At 44.5% G+C, this 21,822-nt stretch carries 23 protein-coding genes; 12 read left to right on the top strand and 11 right to left on the bottom strand.

Translation table 11 applies throughout. From position 1 onward, the window contains the following. Nucleotides 1-3 precede the first annotated feature (3 nt). The 10 genes from ACFVVF_RS06655 (at nt 4) to ACFVVF_RS06700 (ending at nt 10,330) form a co-directional block, all read left to right on the top strand. Nucleotides 4-1,170 carry a hypothetical protein gene (locus ACFVVF_RS06655; RefSeq protein ID WP_387806548.1) on the top strand — a complete coding sequence of 389 codons (1,167 nt, stop codon included), beginning with the start codon at nt 4-6 and terminating at the stop codon, nt 1,168-1,170. 16 nt (nt 1,171-1,186) lie between these two features. Next, nucleotides 1,187-1,651 (top strand): hypothetical protein, encoded by a 465-nt coding sequence (locus ACFVVF_RS06660; RefSeq protein WP_387806549.1) that lies wholly within the window; start codon nt 1,187-1,189, stop codon nt 1,649-1,651. A gap of 79 nt (nt 1,652-1,730) precedes the next feature. Further along, entirely contained in the window at nt 1,731-2,345 is a 615-nt protein-coding gene (locus ACFVVF_RS06665; protein ID WP_387806551.1) for a hypothetical protein, read from the top strand. Further along, nucleotides 2,345-3,376, top strand: coding sequence for a galactose-binding domain-containing protein (locus ACFVVF_RS06670; RefSeq protein WP_387806552.1), 1,032 nt, complete (start codon nt 2,345-2,347; stop codon nt 3,374-3,376). Before ACFVVF_RS06665 ends, ACFVVF_RS06670 begins: the two co-directional genes overlap by 1 nt. Beyond that, nucleotides 3,376-4,170, top strand: a complete 795-nt coding sequence (locus ACFVVF_RS06675) for an SPRY domain-containing protein (RefSeq protein WP_387806554.1) — start codon at nt 3,376-3,378, stop codon at nt 4,168-4,170. Before ACFVVF_RS06670 ends, ACFVVF_RS06675 begins: the two co-directional genes overlap by 1 nt. Nucleotides 4,171-4,201: 31 nt before the next feature. Continuing rightward, entirely contained in the window at nt 4,202-5,443 is a 1,242-nt protein-coding gene (locus ACFVVF_RS06680) for an SPRY domain-containing protein (protein ID WP_387806555.1), read from the top strand. A 36-nt stretch (nt 5,444-5,479) separates the two neighbouring features. Continuing rightward, a complete protein-coding gene (locus ACFVVF_RS06685) occupies nt 5,480-7,156 on the top strand; it encodes a hypothetical protein (protein ID WP_387806557.1) in 1,677 nt (558 codons plus the stop codon). Nucleotides 7,157-7,188: 32 nt separating this feature from the next. Continuing rightward, nucleotides 7,189-8,874, top strand: a complete 1,686-nt coding sequence (locus ACFVVF_RS06690; RefSeq protein WP_387806558.1) for a DNRLRE domain-containing protein — start codon at nt 7,189-7,191, stop codon at nt 8,872-8,874. A gap of 48 nt (nt 8,875-8,922) precedes the next feature. Continuing rightward, nucleotides 8,923-9,414 (top strand): phage holin family protein, encoded by a 492-nt coding sequence (locus ACFVVF_RS06695; RefSeq protein ID WP_387806559.1) that lies wholly within the window; start codon nt 8,923-8,925, stop codon nt 9,412-9,414. Between the two features lie 31 nt (nt 9,415-9,445). Further along, nucleotides 9,446-10,330 (top strand): peptidoglycan recognition protein family protein, encoded by an 885-nt coding sequence (locus ACFVVF_RS06700; protein ID WP_387806561.1) that lies wholly within the window; start codon nt 9,446-9,448, stop codon nt 10,328-10,330. A gap of 139 nt (nt 10,331-10,469) precedes the next feature. On the opposite strand, the gene ACFVVF_RS06705 is transcribed toward ACFVVF_RS06700, so the two are convergent. From ACFVVF_RS06705 to ald, 7 genes are all read right to left on the bottom strand, one after another. Next, a complete protein-coding gene (locus ACFVVF_RS06705; protein ID WP_387806563.1) occupies nt 10,470-11,765 on the bottom strand; it encodes a thymidine phosphorylase in 1,296 nt (431 codons plus the stop codon). A gap of 346 nt (nt 11,766-12,111) precedes the next feature. Further along, nucleotides 12,112-12,318 carry an aspartyl-phosphate phosphatase Spo0E family protein gene (locus tag ACFVVF_RS06710; protein ID WP_387806565.1) on the bottom strand — a complete coding sequence of 69 codons (207 nt, stop codon included), beginning with the start codon at nt 12,316-12,318 and terminating at the stop codon, nt 12,112-12,114. Nucleotides 12,319-12,389: 71 nt separating this feature from the next. Then, nucleotides 12,390-13,214, bottom strand: coding sequence for a purine-nucleoside phosphorylase (locus ACFVVF_RS06715; protein ID WP_387806566.1), 825 nt, complete (start codon nt 13,212-13,214; stop codon nt 12,390-12,392). Between the two features lie 49 nt (nt 13,215-13,263). Further along, nucleotides 13,264-14,460: a phosphopentomutase gene (deoB, locus tag ACFVVF_RS06720; RefSeq protein WP_387808870.1), complete on the bottom strand. Its 1,197-nt coding sequence runs from the start codon at nt 14,458-14,460 to the stop codon at nt 13,264-13,266. A gap of 60 nt (nt 14,461-14,520) precedes the next feature. Beyond that, nucleotides 14,521-15,411: a site-specific tyrosine recombinase XerD gene (gene xerD, locus ACFVVF_RS06725; protein ID WP_387808873.1), complete on the bottom strand. Its 891-nt coding sequence runs from the start codon at nt 15,409-15,411 to the stop codon at nt 14,521-14,523. A 110-nt stretch (nt 15,412-15,521) separates the two neighbouring features. Further along, on the bottom strand, nt 15,522-15,875 hold the full coding sequence (locus ACFVVF_RS06730; RefSeq protein WP_387806568.1) for a DUF4227 family protein: 354 nt from the start codon (nt 15,873-15,875) through the stop codon (nt 15,522-15,524). Next, complete coding sequence (gene ald / locus ACFVVF_RS06735) at nt 15,844-16,986, bottom strand: alanine dehydrogenase (RefSeq protein ID WP_387806570.1); 1,143 nt, start codon at nt 16,984-16,986, stop codon at nt 15,844-15,846. Before ald ends, ACFVVF_RS06730 begins: the two co-directional genes overlap by 32 nt. Before the next feature lie 233 nt (nt 16,987-17,219). On the opposite strand from ald, the gene ACFVVF_RS06740 reads away from it, so the two are divergent. Beyond that, entirely contained in the window at nt 17,220-18,431 is a 1,212-nt protein-coding gene (locus ACFVVF_RS06740) for a S8 family peptidase (protein WP_387806572.1), read from the top strand. A gap of 58 nt (nt 18,432-18,489) precedes the next feature. Here ACFVVF_RS06740 and fur read toward each other — a convergent pair whose 3' ends face one another. From fur to ACFVVF_RS06755, 3 genes are all read right to left on the bottom strand, one after another. Further along, nucleotides 18,490-18,951, bottom strand: a complete 462-nt coding sequence (gene fur / locus ACFVVF_RS06745) for a ferric iron uptake transcriptional regulator (protein WP_042162640.1) — start codon at nt 18,949-18,951, stop codon at nt 18,490-18,492. 87 nt (nt 18,952-19,038) lie between these two features. Continuing rightward, complete coding sequence (gene spoIIM / locus ACFVVF_RS06750) at nt 19,039-19,719, bottom strand: stage II sporulation protein M (RefSeq protein WP_387806575.1); 681 nt, start codon at nt 19,717-19,719, stop codon at nt 19,039-19,041. 51 nt (nt 19,720-19,770) lie between these two features. Continuing rightward, nucleotides 19,771-20,331 carry an NUDIX hydrolase gene (locus ACFVVF_RS06755; RefSeq protein ID WP_387806577.1) on the bottom strand — a complete coding sequence of 187 codons (561 nt, stop codon included), beginning with the start codon at nt 20,329-20,331 and terminating at the stop codon, nt 19,771-19,773. A gap of 115 nt (nt 20,332-20,446) precedes the next feature. On the opposite strand from ACFVVF_RS06755, the gene mciZ reads away from it, so the two are divergent. Further along, entirely contained in the window at nt 20,447-20,584 is a 138-nt protein-coding gene (mciZ, locus tag ACFVVF_RS06760; RefSeq protein WP_387806579.1) for a Z-ring formation inhibitor MciZ, read from the top strand. Nucleotides 20,585-20,672: 88 nt separating this feature from the next. Here the strand turns inward: mciZ and ACFVVF_RS06765 are convergent, their stop codons facing one another. Continuing rightward, nucleotides 20,673-21,806 carry a M20/M25/M40 family metallo-hydrolase gene (locus tag ACFVVF_RS06765; RefSeq protein ID WP_387806581.1) on the bottom strand — a complete coding sequence of 378 codons (1,134 nt, stop codon included), beginning with the start codon at nt 21,804-21,806 and terminating at the stop codon, nt 20,673-20,675. Nucleotides 21,807-21,822 lie beyond the last annotated feature (16 nt).

The following is a 21,822-nucleotide window of genomic DNA, read 5'->3' on the forward strand; positions in this document are numbered from 1 at the left end:
TATTTGGCGAGCTTACAAACCTTTCTGGAGTACAATGATCCGCTCTTAATTGTTCATCGAGCTGGTACTCCGGATGATCCTTTTAAACAAAGAACTGACTCCCTTCCCGTTATTAATAATGTCATAACTCTATTTGAGGTTCCCTCGGAGCTTCATAAAGTACAAATCCATGGCCTTACCGAGATCTCGATGGACCGGTATCGAAACCTTGTACATTTAAATGATAATGAGTTCTTGGTGAACTATTCGAACGGGAGTATTCAATTTCATCCTAGTCATGAAGGCAAAACCTTCGCTTGCTCCTATTATGGCCGTGGGCTTATCTCCTACCCTGCTTCACGGATCTATGCAATGGTTCAAAGAAAGCCCGATATTGTAGTTACTCTACAAGACTACATAAATGAACTTCAAAGCATCAACTATAACTTGGATCTAAAAATAATTGAAGTAAACCAAGTTATCCAAAACGCTATACAAGCAACGACTGACTCCAATGTTGCAACCGACAATGCCAAAGCAGCTACTGAAAAAACAGAGAAAGCGACAATCGCAGCTATCGAAGCAGCAAACAGTGCGATCGTAATCCGGAAAGATCCAGTCGATACCTATAAAGATCTGGCTACAGTCTATCCTGAGCCTGAGAATGGCTGGCAAGTTACAATTAATACTACGGGAGATATTTATCGTTACAGTGGTCATTCAGGTACGTGGGAGCTGGTAGGCAACTATTTGGGAGGAACAATTCCCTTTGCCTCGGAAACTTCAGATGGCCTCCTCCACAAAGAAGACTATCAGAATTTTATTGTGCGAAGCATGTTTTTCTCCATACCTAAAGTACTGTCTCAAGGCGTTCAAACGATTGGACTTGGAAAAATCCCCTTCGACGGTCAGCTCATAAAAGCACAGGCCTATTGTGTAGAAAAAGGACTCTTAGATAGAACAGAAATTTCCATCGAAAAAATATCCGAACAAGACTTTGTATCGTCAGGGATCTGGGACAATATTTTCAAAACAAATATAAACATTCCAGCTGGTGAACATAGTTCGTCTGGCGGAGTAATCGAAGATACAATCTGTACAAAAGGAGATTTGTTTCGAATAAACATCTCTCAATTCGACAATAGCATCAAAGGAATAACCGTTCAATTAGACATTAAAACGATAAAATAACCGGAGGTAATTTATTATGGCAAACCCGCAAATCAGTTGGATGAATGAAACGAATACAGACAGTATTAAAAATTGGGATATTGGTACTGTTGACGCTGGCTCTCAATCTTCCTCGAAAACTTTCTTAATTTGGAATAACAGAGGCGGATCTACAGCAGTAAAAAATGCTGAAACTTGTACAATCACAACTAAGGATATTGCCGGAGGCGATACTGGAGACCTAGTCACTGAAAAATGGATCAAAGTAAGAGTCGATACAATGTCTGAAATTGGTTTTACAGGAGTTGGAGGAACAGCTACCAGGGCAGTTAAGGCTGGTGGTTCAGCTCCTGCAGGCGTCATTAGCGGCGCAATTAATGACGGAGTCATGGAAAACTCTCCTTCCAACTTTGCCAAGGTTACCGCTTATGCTATTCCCTCTGTAACAGCAACGGCTGGCAAACTGGACTTCTTGTTGCGGCTATCGTATACCTTCCAATAAGTATAACTTACTACGGTCAAGGACTAGCCTGGCTAGTCCTTACTTTATTTAAACTTCAATACAATGGAGGATAATTTACATGAGCTATAACTCGCTATTGAATAGTCCTGTAGATACACAGGATTTCATTTGGCTGGCCGAATATAAGGATGCGACCTTCTTTCCTGAAATCTCCTATGATGGTGTGAATGAAAATAACTTTCAAGATATTGATAGAACTAAACTGCTTCGATTTGGTCTAATCGGTATGGGCATGAATATGCACTTTGATGTGATGTCAGGTATTTTTAATATCGCTGGTAGAAGAATTGAAATACTCTATCAAGACAATGCTACGGGGAAACAGTACAATCTGACTGGACAACCTATGGTAACCTACAACGATATTATTCAGTTCAAAAATGCAGAAGCTATCTTCAACCCGTCAGATAATAGAGGAAATCTTGATTCCCAAATCACACAATACAATTTTGGTTATAAACAGCAGTTAAATATACATGATATCAATTTCTATTTTAAAGCTATCTGCGGTGTTCCATATGGACGAAATATATACCTTAATCTCCACCTCGTTGCTGATAGAGCTTTTAATAATGGCATTATTATGATCAAAAAAAATGGAGCAGAAATTTTTGAACTTGCTGCAGCCATGAATGCCAACGAGACTTATGAACTGAATTGGGAGGTGACATAATGGCTGTCATATTAAACAAATCCCAAAAATTGGATTTAAGTAAAGGACTGCATATTGATACTGTATTCGATGATTCAAAACTGACCCTGAAAGTAGTTGGAGAAGCAAATATTATACCTGACAAGACCTCTGTTCCTATAATGACCTCTAACACAACACCAAATGGAATAGCAAGCGCAAATGCATCCTATGATAATAATAGCCAGCCCTGGAGAGCATTTGATAACAATATCAATAGTTTGTGGAGAACAGATGGTTGGGGTGGTTCACATTGGCTGGCCTATACCTTTACATCTCCAAAAGTAATTGTTCAATACAGTATCAGAAGTGGTGCAGCATCTACACTTATCCCTCCTAAAAATTGGATTCTTCAAGGCTCAAGCGACAGTCAAGTCTGGGATGATTTACACTCGATTACTGAAGCAACATGGGGAATTAGTGAGAAAAAGACTTTTCGCTTCAAAAATCGCAAAGCCTATTTATCTTATCGAATTTTAATATCTGATGTAGTGCAAGGTAGTGGGGTTGGTGCATATATTTACGAATTTGAACTTTTTGAAGAACAGAAAATATTGCAATACATCGACAATGGGCATTATGAATCAGACATTATTGATTTAAGCAGATATCAGGTTGGAACTACAAAAGTTCAATTGGATTTAAATGTTTCTCCAAATACTTCTATGGTTATATTTACTTCTTCATCCCAAACTATCTATGATTTTTCAGAGTGGTATCCAATAGATTCGAATGGAAATGCTACATCTCCAAGAGCCAGATATATAAAAATTAAGATCGAATTTAATGGAATAGGTTTGGAAGACACTATTGACTTTAATACCTTTTACTCCGCCGATAGCAGCAAATATGAACCTAATCCCTTTGTTGTTTTCAATGGAGATTTGCAATTAAAAACAAATTTCATTAAAACTTTGAATAACGATAGTACGTGGAATGAATCTGGTTTGTTGTATCAATTAAATTTGAATAAAGGTACTTATTTTAAAGTCAACAAAATTGAGGTGATCTAATGGCTATTGTTACATGGGATAACGTTAATAAAGGGAGTTCAGTAACGTTAACTAATAATAATATGACCGCAAGTATTCCTAACTATAATAATACGGCAAGAGCTTCACTTGGCAGAAATTCAGGCAAATGGTATTGGGAAATTTCTTTTAGTGCATTAACTAATATTGTGGTTGGTATAGTTAATTTAGCCGCCGGCGTAGCATCAACAGTTTCCTCAACCAATCATAGGGGCTTCTATTCTTACAGTGGATTAAAAATGGGTGGGCCTACAGGCCAACCCTATGGATCGAGTTATGGTACTTCTGACACGATAGGAATTCTTCTTGACTTACAAATTGGAACGATAGAGTTTTTAAAAAATAACACAAGCTTTGGCATTGCATTTTCAGATTTGTTAACAATGGGAATAGTATTTCCTTCTGTAACCGCTGCTTCTGGTAGTGGCGGTGGAATAGTGAATGTGAATTTTGGGAACAAGCCTTTTAAATATGCTGTTCCAACTGGATATCGTCCATATGCACATGATGAAAAGGCATTATTTATGGAAGGTTCTCAACTATTCACGTACAACAACAACACGCTACAAAATGTTGGCAGTATTCCGGTCACAAAAGAAATGTTTGATACTTATGGGATCGAACTATCTGTTATTAATCGAACTCTGACAACTATAGGTATTCCAATGAATGCATCCAGCGCTGGTGGGGATATATTTGGTTCTGGTAAGGTCTTTAAAGGTAACATTAATCTAAGTAAATATTTCGATTTACTGGGAATTAATATTACAAACTAGAATGACAACATAAATATGGAGGTGAATTCGTATGCCCTTGGTAACATGGGATACAGTTAATAAAGGGACTGCTGTTGCATTGTCCAATAATAACCTGACTTATAGTACATCAGGTGTTGCAAACTCTTTTGCAAGAGCCTCGTTAGGCAGATCCACAGGTAAATTTTATTGGGAAATAACATGTAATACTCAAAGTTCTCTTCTTATGGGTGTGGCTAATAACAGCGCATTATTGGCAGCAAACAATTATAGTACAAATAATATACGCTATTATTTTAATGTCAACGGAAACAAGTATCCAACTACATCAGCATACGGGGCTCCCGTTCTGGCAGGTAGTACTGTCAGCGTGCTAATCGATTTAGATATCGGAAAAATTGAATTCTGGAACAATGGAATCAGCCAAGGCGTAGCCTATACTGATCTTAAATCAATGGGTACCCTCTATCCTGCCATTGAGAGAGGTTCATCATCAGGCAGTGATATCTGCACCATAAACTTTGGAGCATCTCCTTTTGTATATAAAATTCCATTGGGGTATTTTTCCTATGATGGAAGTCAATACGGAGCACAAAGTAGAATTATATTCACCACAAAGGAAAACGAACTTTATTCGTTGATTTATTCAAGCTACAAAAATAACGCAGTACCTATAATGACTTCAAATAAAATGCCGAGTGGATCAGTAAATGCCAGCAGTTTTTTGTCAGGATATGAACCATGGAAAGCCTTTGACGGACTTCAGACTTCTGCATGGGCCTCTACTACTGCATCACAAGGCTGGTTATCTTATGATTTCGACAAAAATATTTTTATAGGCAAATATTCTATTACAGGACATACAAACCCAAATGAATCACCTAAAATGTGGACCTTTGAAGGTTTAAATGACAATTCAATCTGGGATGTAATAGACGCTAAGAGCAATATAATATTTACTAGCGGAGAGAAAAAAGAATATGTAATCAATAGTAGTAAAAAATATAAGTCGTATCGATTAAATGTTACTGCTACTCCAAATGGCCGTGTAGCCATAAAACTATTAGAATTATATGAAGGATTATTTAGATTTATTAAACTAGACACGAAGGACCTAACAGAAAACACTTTTCTTGATTGGGGTTTACAGAATAATGTTGCGCTGCTCCCCGGAGAATATATGAATAATAAATTATATGTTTCATCCCAAAGCAATGTATTAGATTCCGGAATTGTTTTTCAGCACCAAATTAATGTAAATGAAACTCCAATAAAAAAAATAGTAATCAACTGAATACTTATTCAGGGTCGATTAAGAAGGGAATAATAAATGATTATCTCAGTTGAGAATGCTATTCCTCAGATGACTTCAAATGAATCTCCTTCAGGGAAAGTTCGCTGCAGCTCCTTTAAATCTGACTTTCCTGCGTGGAAGAGTTTTGACAGAGTAACGGCTGATGGATTTGGCTGGACAACGAATGATTCCGTTACGTCTGGTTGGATTGAATATGAGTTTCCTGTGTCTATTCTTATTGTCAGATATTCGATTACAGCACATCATACTCTCCCTGCTTTAACACCAAAAGACTGGAGATTTGAAGGCAGTAATGATGGAGTTAATTGGTTTGTTCTAGATACTAAAGTTAATCAAACTTTTAGTGCACAACAAAAGAAATTTTTTGATTTTGACAATAAGAAAAAATTTTTAAAGTATAGATTGAATGTTATTAATGTTAATGGCGGAAATTACTTAAACATCAGCGAAATGGAACTGTTTCAAGGTCTAATTGGCACTGCCTTTATTAAACATGAAGGTGTTTATAAAAAGTTTTCATCAAACAACTGGCATACTGTAACGGGTTCCGAGCCTACAGCCGAGGACTATAGAAATGGAATGCATATAGAGGATTTAGAAGAGATACCGGAAAGTGCATGGGAAAAACTACACGGGAGTATTGATATTTATTCATATCTTTACGATAAAACTACAAAATATCTTACATACTCAATAAAAACTGATCCATTTACATTATATGATTCATTTGGTCAAGATATTGATGTTCTTTACTATTCGGATAACCCTATCCAGACTTCCGCAACTATGCAGCTAAAAGCGAACTATTCTCCAATAGATGAATTAAATGATCCTACCCTATTAATATGGGGACAAGATAATACCCAAGCTAGCAAGACAATATCTATAGACGCTGTGCCAAAACCACAATTAATTATTCCATTACATGATGTTAATCTGTCCATACTACCCAAAAGTTTTCATTTAATGTCATCTATGTCTAACCCAGGTGTAGTTAAATTTGTTTTTAGTTATGACAAGGGCCTCACCTGGAATACGATTAAGCATTACCAAGAAGAAGGTAAATATACGATAAATCCAATCCAAACTTTAAATATTGATAATGTAAAAAAATATGGTGCCTCACCTTCTACTCTATCGTTGCTGACTGCAGAAGAATTTAAAAGTTTATTTCCGAATCAAACTTTTCGAATTGCTTACTACATGTCTCAATTTGATATAGATGATATTGCATCATTAACCAAACTATATGCAATAGCAACAACAAGCAGAGAAACACCAACTCTGTCTGCATTAACGATCAATTACAATCAATTAGACGAGAAATATTCCGGACTCATGTTCATGGACACGTCTCAACAATATTACTCAACCTCCATCGGAGAAATCCTGAAGTATCTTGATTTTGGTACACTAATTGCTGGACAAGCGTCTCTGGATTTAAAAGTTATTTTAACTAACACATATCCTTTTGACGTTAAAAATATTAAATTACTTGTAGATAATAATATCAGCGATGTGAATGTGGAAATTAGCAAATCAAACAATCCATTTATAGCTAAGCAGTCACTTACCTATGATCAACCATTAGTGTTTGATGACAAGCTTGAGTTCTATGTTCGATTAAATGTGAAAGAGACTGCAGTTGGCGATGGTACGTTCGATATTAAAGTGGAAGCTGATCCTGTTTAAGGTTTCAATACAATGAAACTGGAGGTATATTCTTGAATGATATAGAAAATGTGTCAGATAAAATTTTCATTCCGCTTAGCAACCGGATGTCAGGTAAAGTTCGAATTATCGGATTAGGCATGAGTGAGATTCGATCAACAATTACAGTTGCTAATTATATAGATCTGACAAGTAAATTAGTAGTCTATAGTGATCAGATCGTTATTAATCCATCCTATCCCCCAACATTGGGTAATCAGAAAAGAGGATCAATACGTATTCCTTTTCGGAAAGATGTTTCAAGCACGATCTCAATAAGCCCGAAAAATAAAATGAGTGCTAAGGTAACCGTCATCGAACCTCCTACCTACCATATGGAGCTGGATGCGAAAAAAGATGCATTTATCAGGAGCAACATTGCAACTCTAAACTATGGCACAGAACAGTCCATGGTAGTCGGTTATTCCATACAGAATGATGAAAAATTCAGATCGCTTGTTCAATTCGACATCTCTCAGATTCCTCCCAATGCGAAAATTAAACATGCCGCCTTAAAGCTCTATAACAATCGTGTTAATTCCGGTGTTCATCAAGTTGGTGTGTTCACTTCGTCTACCCCCTGGGATGAATATGGTGTGACCTGGGCTAATCAGCCTGCAATAAAAGATATTGTTTCGATTTCGCGTATAGGGGAAATTGGGTATGCCAGCTTCGATGTTACGGACAGAGTTCTAGACTGGTATAGTAACAATGAAAGCAACAACGGCTTTATTATAAAAGCAATGAATGAAAACTATGGTCAAAGCGAACAGTTTTCGACTCGAGAGAGCCCTGTCAACAAACCTCTACTCGAGATTACATATAAGCTTGACATTATATACAGCTTTGGCAGAAGCGATATCAATTCTGCAATTTTCGTTAAAGCTGTAGGCAGTTCAACGATTAAAGGTACAATCAATATCCCTCAATATAACTCTAGTAGCGATTTAGATTCTCGCATCCATGTCAGAAACTTGAATTGGATGCTTGAAGAATCGATCATTATTAACAAACCGAGTCTACCATCGAGAATCTCGATTAGACAGAAAGAAGATTCTGCACTTCCATCAACACTTAGTGTGAGGGTGAAGGGGGGGTATTTACCAAGCGATAATCGGATTGGCAAAATTATCGTTAATGCAAGAGACCAAATCGGTAAAATTAGAATACCTTCTAATAGTTCAATCCCTTCGCAGATTCATGTAAGAGTATGGAGCAAGGATTATAGGCAATTAAACTCAAAAATCACAATAAACAAAACCTTAGTAAAATCTAGTATCATTATTAGGCAAAAAGACAGCAGTTCCATCACGGGATCCATTCAGCCTAAATTACATAAACATTTAAACTCTTCTATTCATATCAACAGACCTGATGTAATTGGAAGTCTTATCGTATCCTATTCACGTCATGTGAATGGCAGCCTCCATGTAAAACAAACGGATCATATGGACGGTCATATTACCATTCCGGAAAGAAAAAACCTGCCTGGGCAGATAGATATCGTCTATGCTGACCACATTCCATCCCAAATGAAGGTTCTTTCCGGCTATCTCAGGAGTAGAATTGTCATTCCTGCATATGGTCAAGATGATCGAATCGCCACCATGAAAGTTAGAGCGAAATATATTAAAGAGATTAACGGCACTATCACTGTAGGCGGAGATAATCTTGCAGGCGGTTATGTTTATATCATGTAGGAGCGTCGATAAGACGCTCTTTTTTAATAAAACGGAGAGTGATATTTTTTGATTTGGTCAAATATTAAGCTAGCTATATCTATGTATGAAGTAAATACCTATATTAGATTTTTGACAATAAAAGAGTTAAGTGTGTACGGCTCCATAGCATTAATAGGAGGCTATATTGCGCAGTTATTTGGAGGGTGGAGCCCATTGTTTACGCTATTTTGTATTCTTATTGGTGCGGATTACATTACCGGTATTTTAGCAAGTTTGAAAGAGCAAAAAGGGATTAAAAGTGCACTGTCCTTTTGGGGCTTAATGAAAAAAGGCTTAATGCTGCTGTCGATTCTGATTGCCCATCATATCGATCTAGCCTTAAGCATGAACGGAGTCATGATCGGCTCGATCTGGTTTTGGGTAGCAAATGAGGTCATTTCGTTAACTGAAAATTATGCACGTCTGGGGCTTCCTATGCCCGATGTCATTAAAGATAAAATCTCTATTTTCAAAGGCAAAGCATTAGAAAATAAGGATCAAAATAACGAAAATACATAAAGGCATTGCTGTATAGAAACGGAGCGAACAAATGCAATCAAACGAAAATTTCATCTTATTTCAAAACCATGTGGAATTCGATAATTGGCTGCAGCATGAGAAAGTGTCTAGAACCATTCAATGGATCCAGAACCACCACACCTGGAAACCGGATTACTCTAACTTCAATGGAAGAAACCATTTCGAACGGCTTGAATCCATGAGGTCGTTTCATATGAAAGAACGAAGTTTTACCGACATCGCCCAAAATCTTACCACGTTCCCTGACGGTACAATTGCTTACTCAATAAAGAGACCATTCAATACAGCGCCGGCTGGAATTAAAGGTGCGAATTCACAAGGTATTTGCATTGAACACTTTGGTAACTTTGATGCCAATGGAGACATTATGAATGATCAGCATTCAGAGGCTATTCTACAGCTAAATTATCTGTTATGCATAAAATTCAACTTGCCCATTGATACCGCTCACGTCGTTTACCATCACTGGTACTCTACAGACGGAACTAGAGTATATGATTTTGTTTCAGGAAAGAAGCTGTCTGGAATTTCTGCAAAATCATGTCCTGGAACTCAATTCTTTGGCGGGAATACGGTGCTTGATGCACAAAAAAACTTTATACCTAAAATTAGAGAATGTGACAAAACTAAAACGGAGGCAGATCAATCAATGACCAGCGAGGAAAAAAAGGAGTTTGAGGCTGTAAAAGCGCTTGTAACCGCACAAGCCAAGGTACTAAATAATTTAATCGATCAAGTGTCAAAATTGAATGATAAGCATGAGATGCCTATCCCTTCTTGGGCTGAATTAGCTGTCGAATCAGCTGTTAACGCAAAAATTATCGACACACCTAACAAAGGCTCGGAAGATTTCTATCGCTTGCTAACCGTACTCTACCGTAAAAAATTAATCTAAAATTGTCATCCAAAATAAGTTTTCTCCTCCCTCAAGCAAAATGTCATCCTAGTTACAAATAAGAATTAAATGCTTGAGGGAGATTTTTCATTCCTGCTCATCGGTCTAATACGTTTGATAATCAGGTCTCATTACCCGATTATTTAATAACGTCAAAAATTAAGTCAGGCTTGCCAACGTCATCTGCTGACAGTATGAATGCAGATTCTAAATATTCAATGTTAATGTCTTCTCTCTTTTTATTCGTATACACCTGACATAAAACATCTCCTGCAGCTACTTTGTCGCCAACTGTCCTCTTCAACTCGATGCCAGCCTTATAATCAATTTGATCGCCTTTTTTATTCCGGCCTGCTCCTGCCTGCATTGCCGCTTGGCCAATAATGCTTGCGTCAATTGACGCAAGATATCCTTCTTGCTGCGCGAGTACCTCTATTTTGTCACCCGACTCAAAAAACCACTTCTTATCTTGCAAAACTTCCGAATTACCGCCGTGGGCCTTTATAAATTCAATAAATTTATTGTAGGCAAGCCCTTGGCTAATCACTTTATTAATCGCTGCAACCGCATCATCATAGTTCAGATAACTATTGGCAAGAACCAATAAATGAGCAGCAATGTCCACACAAAACTCTCTTAATCGAGTGTCACCCTCACCGCTTAATATTTCCATGCTTTCATAAATCTCAAGCGAATTTCCGATCATACGTCCTAATGGCTGATTCATATCTGTAAGCACTGCCATGAACTTTTTGCCGAATTTCGTTCCGATCTTGATCATTGAGTCTGCCAGCAATCGCGCTGAATCAACATCTTTCATGAACGCCCCGCTGCCGAACTTAACATCAAGTAAAATAGCATCCGCACCCGACGCTATTTTTTTACTTATAATTGAGCTAGAGATTAATGGTATCGAATCAACCGTTGCAGTAACATCCCGCAGCTCATACAATTTCTTATCTGCCGGAACAATATTTCCCGATTGGCCGATTATTGAAAATCCTATCCGATTGATTACCGAAATAAAATCTTCTCTGGATAGTTCAACCTTAAAATTTGGAATGGATTCCAACTTGTCGATGGTTCCTCCGGTGCTGCCCAGGCCTCTGCCGGACATCTTAGCCATAGAAACATCAAAGCAAGCAATTATCGGAGCAATGATAAGGGATACTTTATCCCCCACTCCGCCGGTGGAATGTTTATCAACCTTAACACCCTTTACTTCGGACAAATCAACTGTTTCTCCTGATTCCACCATAGCCTTCGTTAGATAATAAGATTCATCAGCAGATAAATCATTAAAGCATATTGCCATTAACATCGCAGACATCTGATAGTCGGGTATTTCACCTGACACATAGCCATTAACGAAGAATTGGATTTCATCAAAAGTTAACGTTTGTCCATCTTTCTTCTTTTGAATTAAATCAATCATTCTCAAGCTTTTCACACCCTTTGCAGCTGTCTAGTTGTTCAAATTCCAAATATTATTGCAAATATTTTATCAACACCTATCAATAAACTCAAATTCGCCATTTTGTATAAGGCATATTTGAGTAAATTTACATAATAAGTTTAGATAAAACAGATAAATTCTGATTTGGATTAAGAGCTGAATCGGAACTCTTAATCCGCCTAGAGATTCAGCAGAGTAATCATACCCTCCTACCTACAGCGAATGAGAACGGCCATCGCCCAGACCGACATCTGGTTAATCAGGAAAATCGCCTTTGCAATAGCCCCGGTCATTCTCTCCCGTCCGCAGAACTTGAAGTCAAGTCTCATCTCATTTTTGCCAATTCCCGCTGCTCTACTTGCGCCCGGACAATGAGCTTGTCCAAAGATTGGCTTAGCAGAAGCACCTCACGATTCAGCAAATTTTGCTTCAATAACGCCGTTTCCACCATTTTTCCGCGCAATTTCTCCATTTCGAAGAGCAATTGCTTGTCCATGTCCACTTCACTCCATCGTTCTGTAATCATGGACATTATACGACGAGCGCCATCACAAAAACTGTCACAATAAGTCGAGGCAAATATTACAATTGTGTTACAAAATCTTAAAATCGAGGGATTATGGCTTTAACAAGCGCTAAAAACTGCGATTTCACACGTTCAGTCGTCTCCATTACCTCGTCATGCGACAAGGGCTGGTCCAAAATACCTGCTGCCATATTGCTTATACAGGAGATGCCGAGCACCTCAAGACCCGTATGTCTGGCGGCGAGAACCTCAGCAACCGTCGACATTCCGACCGCATCCGCGCCCAGTATACGCAGCATCCGGATCTCGGCCGGCGTCTCATAGTTAGGCCCAAGCAGACCGGCATATACACCCTCCCGCAGCGTTAGACCCTGCGTTGCCGCAATCTCCCGCGCTGCCGAACGCAATCGTTTGCTGTAGGCCTCCGACATATCCGGGAATCGTACGCCGAGCTCATCGTCGTTAGGACCAACGAGCGGGTTTTTGCCTGTCAGGTTCAGATGATCGGAAATGACCATCAAGTCGCCTGGCTCGAAGCTCGTATTAACGCCGCCTGCGGCATTCGTTACCAGCAGCGCCTTCGCACCAAGAGATTTCATCACCCGAACCGGAAAAGCCGTCAGCTCAGGCCCATAACCCTCGTACATGTGAAATCGTCCGCGCATAAGCACAACGGGCCGTCCCGACAAGCTTCCCACTAGCAGCTCTCCTGTATGACCCTCAACAGTTGATACCGGAAAATGCGGAATGCTCTCGTAAGGGATGACGACAGCATCCTCCAAATGATCACCAAGAACGCCGAGACCTGAGCCCATAATGAGGCCAATGTCCGGCTTAAGCGGAGTAAGGCCGGCAATATAGGCTGCCGCCTCCTTAATTTGCACTGCTGTCAATGGCTGCATCGCATTCACCTCTACCTCTCTATTCCCAATTTTCTGTAAATTTCAGTCCTCATTCCGTATTCGTATCCGTAATCAACAGATCCAGAAAGCTTGTTCCGTTAGGCGGAGCTTGTACGCCGAAATTGTCAGCAATTGTGGCGCCCAAATCTGAAAAGGTCGCTCTCGTCTGCAGTTGCCCGCGTTGGCTGAATGACGGACTATAGAGCAGCAGAGGCACATATTCACGGGTATGATCGGTTCCCGGATGAACGGGATCATTGCCATGGTCGGCCGTCACGATCAGCAGATCACGCTCCCCGATTCGCTTCTCCAGCTCCGGCAGCGCAAGGTCGAATTGCTCCAACGCTCTAGCGTAGCCTTCCGGATCACGGCGGTGTCCATATAGCGAGTCGAAGTCGACCAGGTTCGTAAACAGCAGCCCTTTGAACGGTTTGTCGAGCGCGTCCAGCGTTTTGGCGATGCCGTCGGCATTGCTTTTGGTCGGCGTCGCCGCCCCGATGCCCTCACAGTCAAAAATATCATTGATTTTGCCGACAGCAATCGTTGCATAACCGCCGTCCTGCAATGCGTTCAAGACGGTTGGCTCAGGCGGCTTTACGGCATAATCATGTCGGTTTGGCGTCCGCTGGAAAGCGCCTGGCGCTCCGATATAAGGGCGGGCAATGACGCGTCCGACGGCATAGCGTTCATCCAGCGTCAGCTCTCTGGCGATCTCGCAGGCACGGTACAGCTCCTCAAGCGGGATGATATCTTCATGCGCCGCAATTTGAAAAACGCTATCCGCAGACGTATACACGATCCAATCGCCGCTCTCCATCTGCTGTGCGCCAAGCTCGTCCAATATTTCCGTCCCGCTTGCCGGCTTGTTGCCGATCACCTTACGCCCCGTACGCTCCTCGAAAGCAGCGATAAGCTCCTCAGGAAAGCCTCCGGGGAAAGTCTGAAACGGCACCGTCAGCTTCAGGCCCATCAGCTCCCAATGGCCGGTCATCGTGTCCTTGCCGACGGACACCTCCGCCATTTTGCCGTAATAAGCATCCGCTTCTCCCTGAGCAGGCTCCCACCCGCTGATTGGAGCGATCCGGTCCAGCCCCCAGCGGCGCAAATTCGGAAGCTGAATTGCAGGAACGCGCTCTACGATATGTCCAAGCGTATGGGAGCCCTTGTCTCCGAAAGACTCTGCATCCGGAAGCTCCCCGATGCCTACGCTGTCCAGTACAATTACTGCGATACGGTCAAATTTCATTGGCATAGCTACTTCCCTTCCCGCTATGTATGTATAACAATCCTAATGCCTGACAGCAAATTAAGCGCGCGGATGCGCCTGCGTATAGGCATCCTTCATCCGTACCTTTGCAAGCCGGGTATATCTTTGAGTAGTCGATATGTCCGCATGACCAAGCAGCTCTTGAACAGCGCGCAGATCAGCCCCGTTCTCCAGCAGATGCGCGGCAAAGGAATGACGCAGCGTATGCGGCGTAATATCTTCTACGATTCCTGCTGCTTTTGCATACTTTTTGATCATTTTCCAAAAGCCCTGCCGCGTCATTCTCGTTCCCAGCACATTAAGAAACAGCGCTTCCTCGCCGGGCGACCTCTTAAGCAATTCGCTCCTTGAAGCTTCCAAATAGTGCTCAAGCGCATCCTTCGCCATGCGGCCGAACGGAATAATCCGCTCCTTCATCCCGCTTCCCACGCACCGGATAATATTGAGCTGAAGATTGACGCTGTCGAGGTTCAGCATAATTAATTCCGTCACCCGAATGCCTGTTGCGTACAGCAGCTCCAGCATCGCCTTGTCCCGAATGCCCGCCGTCGTTACCGGCTGAGGTGCGTCCAGGAGCAGGCCAGCCGCTTCTACCGATAGCACGCTAGGCGCTTTCTTCTCCTGCTTGGGCGACTCCAAATAAATCGCAGGGTTATGCGCAATGACGCCTTCCAGCGCCAAATAATGAAAAAAAGCACGGATCGATACGATATGTCTCGTCAGAGTAGCCGCTTTGCGGCCGGTCTCCTTTAACTGCAGCATATAATGAGACAGATGATGCCGCTGCACATCAGCCGGACGGCTAACGTCAAACTCTGACAAGTAGTCCACCAAGCCGCTCAAATCACGTCCATATGATTCAAGCGTGCTTGGCGACAGTGACCGTTCCACCGCTAAATGCCGAATAAACGACTGTACATAATCTTCCATTGCAATGGCAATTCCTTTCATCGGCGTTCCTATGGCTTATAAAAAATGCTATCCATATATTCCACGCCAAACCGTGCAAATCCTGCTTTCTAAGAACCGGATGCCGCCCGTTATTCTCCATACCAATAAAACCAGCGAAGCCGGTCCGCTAAGCTTCCGTTGCCCGGAATCGTCGGATCGGCTTGAAACACTTTCATTGCAGCGCCCTTCGGCTTATGATACGGATGCACCGGCGATATCACATCTACAAGCCAGCTGTATCCGCCGGTTGCAAGTATAAGCAGCATCGAGAAGATGATAGCGAATACTATGCGGCTAACCCATTTGCGAAGCGACAGCACCATAATCGGCAGCTCCCCTTTCCATTGTACGGTTGAAAAAAAATGCTCGTCCGTACCACCATATGAAAAAGGGAGCCGCATTATGTTCGAACTATGGCTCCAGCCGGTCGTAAGCAATCGCATCCAGCCAGCGCTCCAGCGGCGTATAGGCCATCCCCGTCGAGGCGGCAACCTGCTCATGGGTGACAGCCCCTGCATGCGTGTTAACGCCTTTCTGCAGCGGCACGCTGCCCTTTACAGCCTCCCAGCCGCGGTTAGCAAGATCCAGCGCATAAGGAATCGTGGCATTCGTCAAGGCAAACGTCGATGTGCGCGGAACAGCACCCGGTATATTGGCTACAGCGTAATGAATAACGCCATGCTTAATATAGATCGGATCGGTATGCGTCGTCGGCCGGTCGACCGTTGCGATTGAACCTCCCTGGTCAACAGCTACGTCGACAATAACAGCGCCCTTCTTCATTCCCTGCACCATTTGATCCGTGACGAGATGAGGCGCTTTGGCGCCCGGAATGAGCACGGCCCCTATCAGCAAGTCCGCTCTGCTGACCGCTTCCGCTATATGATAAGGGCTTGACATCACCGTTTTGATTCTGCCGCCGAAAATATCATCCAAATAACGCATCCGATCAGCACTCTTCTCCAAAATGACAACATTAGCACCCATGCCCATAGCGATTTTAGCTGCGTTCGTACCTACGACACCGCCACCGACAATGACAACATCTGCGGGAGGCACACCCGGTACGCCGCCAAGCAGAACGCCTCGCCCTCCGTTGAACGCCTCAAGAAACTGCGAACCGACCTGAACCGACATCCGGCCCGCCACTTCACTCATCGGCGTAAGCAGCGGCAAGCTCCCGTTCGCCAGCTGAATCGTCTCATAAGCAATCGCCGTCACCTGCTTGTCGGCAAGCGCCCGCGTCAAATCCGGAGCTGCCGCCAGGTGAAGATAGGTGAACAATAGAAGACCTGCGCGAAAATAGCCAAATTCAGCAGCAAGCGGCTCCTTCACCTTCATAATCATATCGGCCTGCGCCCATACCTCCGAAGCTGTCGCTTGGATGACTGCTCCTTCCCGTTCATAGTCCCGGTCCTCAAAGCCGCTTCCTTCGCCGGCTCCCGTCTCCACGAGCACTTCGTGGCCTGCGGCCGTCAGCATCGTAACACCTGCCGGCGTCAAGGCGACGCGGTACTCGCTCGCTTTAATTTCTTTGGGTATCCCGATTTTCATAATCTGACCCGCCTTCCGTAGTGGTCTTAATATGATTTATGATTCGTTCTATCTGAATGTCCATTCTGCATGTAAATAAAGCAGAATCCGATGCTCTCCAATTGGCGTCAGCCACCCATATGCTGTCTTATTTTCATGCAAATTATGTGCATTTGGACGTATACCCCTGCCGTCCGGTTGCCTCCGTTCATAATCTGAAACTAATGCGGACAATGACAAGGAGGTTCCCTTCAATGCCCAGACTTGAACAACTGCTCACCATTCACTCCAGGAGAGCTCCCTCAAAGTATACTGTTCGTAAGCTTATCGCTTTTAAGACGGGTAATTCCTATAAACGCTGTATCCGGCATTTGAGGCTGAGCGGCATTCGGCCTTTTAAACGTATTCCCGGAAGCAGACTTATTGGCTGTCTCTTCGACAGCCGGCTGTCATGGGAGAAGCTAAAACAGCATCCCAGCGTCAAACTGATCGAACCGGATCAAAAAATAAGAACACATGCCATTCAGCCAACTCGCCCTGCAACAGCATCAGCATCAGGAAAGTCCAGACCGGCCCGTACACCGCGGTTAAAATCGGCAAGTAAGCACAGCGCTCGAAGAAATACTCGCGCCTCGGTGCTGTCGGATGCTTGTCCGGCAGATGTGCCATGGAACTTATGTGCGATCGAGGCGCATAAAGCATGGGAACGCTCAGACGGCGATTCCGTGAAAATTGCGATCATTGATACCGGCATTTCCCCGCATCCCAGCCTGCGTATTGCCGGCGGAATCAATACCGTTGACGGCCGCAGCTATGCCGATGACAATGGCCATGGCACGCATGTAGCAGGCATCGCAGCGGCAACCGGCGCCAGAGGCTGCAAAGGGGTAGCACCGAAAGTGAAGCTGTATGCCGTTAAAGCTCTCGATTATGCGGGGGCTGGTTATGTATCCGATATTATCGACGGGATCGAATGGTGTATCCGCAACAAAATGTCGATTATTAATATGAGTTTTGGCTTAGAGAGAGGAGATTCGAGCGAAGCTCTTCATAACGCGATTAAGAAAGCGGTCCGAAAAGGCATTGTCGTCGTTGCCTCTGCCGGCAATTCCGGTCCAAATACGTTCCGGCTGGATGAACCAGCCGCCTTCTCGGAGACGATCGCCGTTGCGGCAACGACAAGAGAAAACCGGATTGCGAATTTCAGCAATAGAGGCAACGGGATCGCAATTGCGGCGCCGGGTGAGGATGTTCGTTCAACCTGGCTGAATGGAAATTATTTGACCGTGTCGGGAACGAGCATGGCTTCACCTCATGTAACGGGAGGAGCTGCTTTGCTGCTGGCGCTTAAACCCGGCCTCAGCCCAAGCGAGATCAAAGCGTTGTTGAAGAAGCAGGCGCTCACACTAGACGGATTCCCTTCTTTTGCACAAGGCTCCGGTCTGCTGAAGCTTGATTTTCTATAAAAATCCTCTAAAAACGCCAAAACGGCTCGCCGTCCAGTTAACTGGGCAGCAAAGCCGTTTATTGTTCGTTAGGTTTGTCGTTTTTTGCGTTGCAGCGGTGGCAAATGCCTTGGAAATCAAGTCGGTGATCGAGTACGGTAAAGCCGAACTCCTGCTCAAGGCGCTCTTCAAGCGGCAAAAGCCAATCCTCTTTGATCTCATCCATAGATCCGCACTGCACGCATATCAAGTGATGATGGTGGTGTTTGCTGCTGTCCGTACGCAAGTCGTAACGGGCAACGCCGTCGCCAAAGTTCAGCTTCTCCACCACATGCATTTCGCTCAACAGCTCCAATGTCCGGTAAACGGTAGCTAGACCGATTTCCGGCGCTTTGTCTCTAACGAGCATGAATACGTCTTCTGCACTCAAATGATCGTCTTCGTTTTCGAGCAATACTCGAACTGTTGCCTCACGCTGCGGGGTTAATTTGTAGCCCTGCGACTGCAACTGTTGTTTGATCTTCTCAATCCGGGCTTCCATGATTTCCCCCCTACCACATGTCTGCGCCAACTTCCGGTTTGCTTTCATTATAGGGGTTAATGGCGGAAAAAGTCAAACGTTTTGGCTTTATAACGCCGAGTCGGCTGCTGTCATCATCGGGGCTACCCACTGCATCAGAACAGGCGAAACGTAGGCTTCCAGCAGCGCCGCGCCAGCGAGCAGAATAAGCATAAGCAGCGCGGTTGATGAAAAAGCTGCTATTTGCGGCGCCAGACTGCCTTTTTGCTGGAACAGCCGGTTTTTGATGACATATGTCGAAAACGAGATGGCAGCGACGCTCGCCACCATCAGAGCGGGAACGACGATCAGATTCGGCGGCGCTACGGAAACAAGCGAGAACAGCAGTCCTTCCCAGGCATGCTGGCTAATTAAAGTGCCAATGGAGAAGCCAACAAGCACCCCTTTTAGAAAATCAAGCGCCAGCACAAAAGGAATCCCGACTACCGTTATGCCAAGCAACCACAGCAGCAGTAGCCATTTGCCGTAAAACATAAACCGTTCCCAGAAGGAATGGGCCTCGTCCGCAACGGTTCCGTTATTGACCAAATGAATATATTGATTGACGTTGGAGGCCAGATCCTGCTGCTGCTCCAGCGTCAGCGCTTGAACCATCAGCCCGCCAAAAATGACGCCCACAACGAATAATACCGCGACAAAAACATACAGCGTAATCGGATTTCTGCCATTTCCCTGCAGCATAGCGGTGCGCAAAATCAGCCACTCCCTTCGGACAAGATATACGTTCATTGTATGATCCGATGTCCATTTCTATGACGGGAGCTTGCCCTACCTAATCTATTAGATGCTGCCGTTTGCCAGGTACAGCTTCCAGGCGTATACAGCCAGTATTGTCTTCGCGTCGCTGATGCGTCCTTCAGCGATATAGGCCTCCGCTTGCTCCAGCGTAATGGCCTCGATCTCCAAGTATTCATCCTCATCCGGATTTAAAGTACCAGGAACGACCTTGTCGGCAAAATACAGATACAGCTTCTCGTCAGCGAACCCTGGCGACGTATAGAAGGCGCTGACAAGCTTCAGCTCCTCTGCCCGATAGCCAGTCTCCTCCTCCAGCTCGCGCGCAGCGGCAACTGCCGGATCTTCTCCGGGATCAAGCTTGCCGGCCGGAATTTCGATCTGGAATTTCTCGAGCGGCTTGCGGAACTGCTCCACGACAAGCAGCTTGCCGTCCAGCAGCGCCATGACAGCTGCAGCGCCCGGATGCTTCACGATTTCTCTCGTTGCCGTCTTGCCGTCAGGCAGTGCAACCGTATCTACTTGCAACGAAATAATTTTCCCGTCAAAAATAGATTCCGTGCTTACCGTCTCTTCGCGCCATTGCTTCAGCTCATCTTGTCCCAATTCAATCCGCTCCTTATTTTTCAAATCCTTGATGTATTCATTGCATTTAATGGGTATAACTTGTCCGCTCTGGACATAGTTATCATTATATCAAATGACGAGGGGTGCGATAAGGATGAAACAATATATGAGCGGCAAAGAGCTTCGATTGGTAGGAAAGGCCTGGGAAGTACGTCACAAGCTTCGCAAGCTGACCGCCACTCACGCCCCAGAACAGACACTTCGCAAGCTGCTGGCAGCGAAACAAGAGTAGTGACCATAATGCTGGATCCAATAAAAAAAGGCTTCTCCGCCCCGTGCTCACGCATGGACGGGAAGCCTTTTTGTCATATCAAACAAGTTTAGCCCTTTGCCGCTTGTTGAATGACAGAGACGACAAGCTCGGTAACTTTGACCAGATTCGATACCTTTATTTGTTCTTTGGTCGTATGGATATGCTCATAGCCGACAGCTAGATTGACGGTAGGCAGCCCCAGTCCGTTGAAAATATTGGCGTCGCTGCCGCCGCCGGAATGAAAGCCGCGCGGCTCCAAGCCAATCGCTCGAGCGGCAGCTTGCGCCACTTGCACGACATGCGACTGCTCGTCATGCGCATAGGCCGGATATACGATGCTGCTCTCAAACTCGCCTTTCGCACCGCAATCTTTAGCTGCACTCTCTACCGCTTCACGCATCGCATCCAGCTGGCGCTCTAATTTCTCCTGCACGATACTCCGCGCCTCCGCATCCAGCCGCACGAAGTCGCAGACGATGTTCGTTGCGCCCCCGCCCTCGAAACGTCCGATATTGGCCGTCGTTTCCTTATCGATCCGGCCAAGCGGCATCCGGCTGATCGCTTTGGAGGCCACTTGAATAGCGCTTATGCCATCCTCCGGATTGACGCCGGCATGCGCAGACTTGCCATGCAGCTTAATCGTTACCTTCGCTTGTGCAGGAGCGGCGATCGCGATATCGCCAATTGCGCCGTTCGAGTCGATCGCATAGCCGAAATCCGCCAGCAGTCTCGCCGGATCAATTGCCGCAGCGCCTACTAGACCGGATTCCTCGCCAACCGTAATGACGAACTGAATGCGCCCATGCGGAATTTGCTGCTCCTTCAGCACCCGAATGGCCTCCAGCAGCGCAGCTATTCCGGCTTTGTCGTCAGCGCCCAGAATGGTCGTGCCATCGCTGCGGATATACCCGTCATCGTCCAGCTGCGGCTTAATGCCAACGCCGGGCGTTACGGTATCCATATGACAGGTGAACAATATCGTTGGTGCAGACTCGGCGCCGGACGGCTCCAGCAGCAGAAACAGGTTGCCTGCGCCATGCCCGGTTCGGGCCGCTGCATCGTCCTCTTCTACAGTAAGACCCAGCTCTTCGAATTTTTTGCGAAGCACGCGGCTGATTTCCTGCTCATGTCTCGTCTCGCTGTCGACCTGCACCAGCTCCATGAACTCCTTCACAATTCGTTCCTCATTGACCACAGCCATTTCCTCCTTCGCCGTT

This window comes from Paenibacillus sp. NPDC058174, assembly GCF_042883865.1.
In the GTDB taxonomy this organism is placed as follows: Bacteria; Bacillota; Bacilli; order Paenibacillales; family Paenibacillaceae; genus Pristimantibacillus.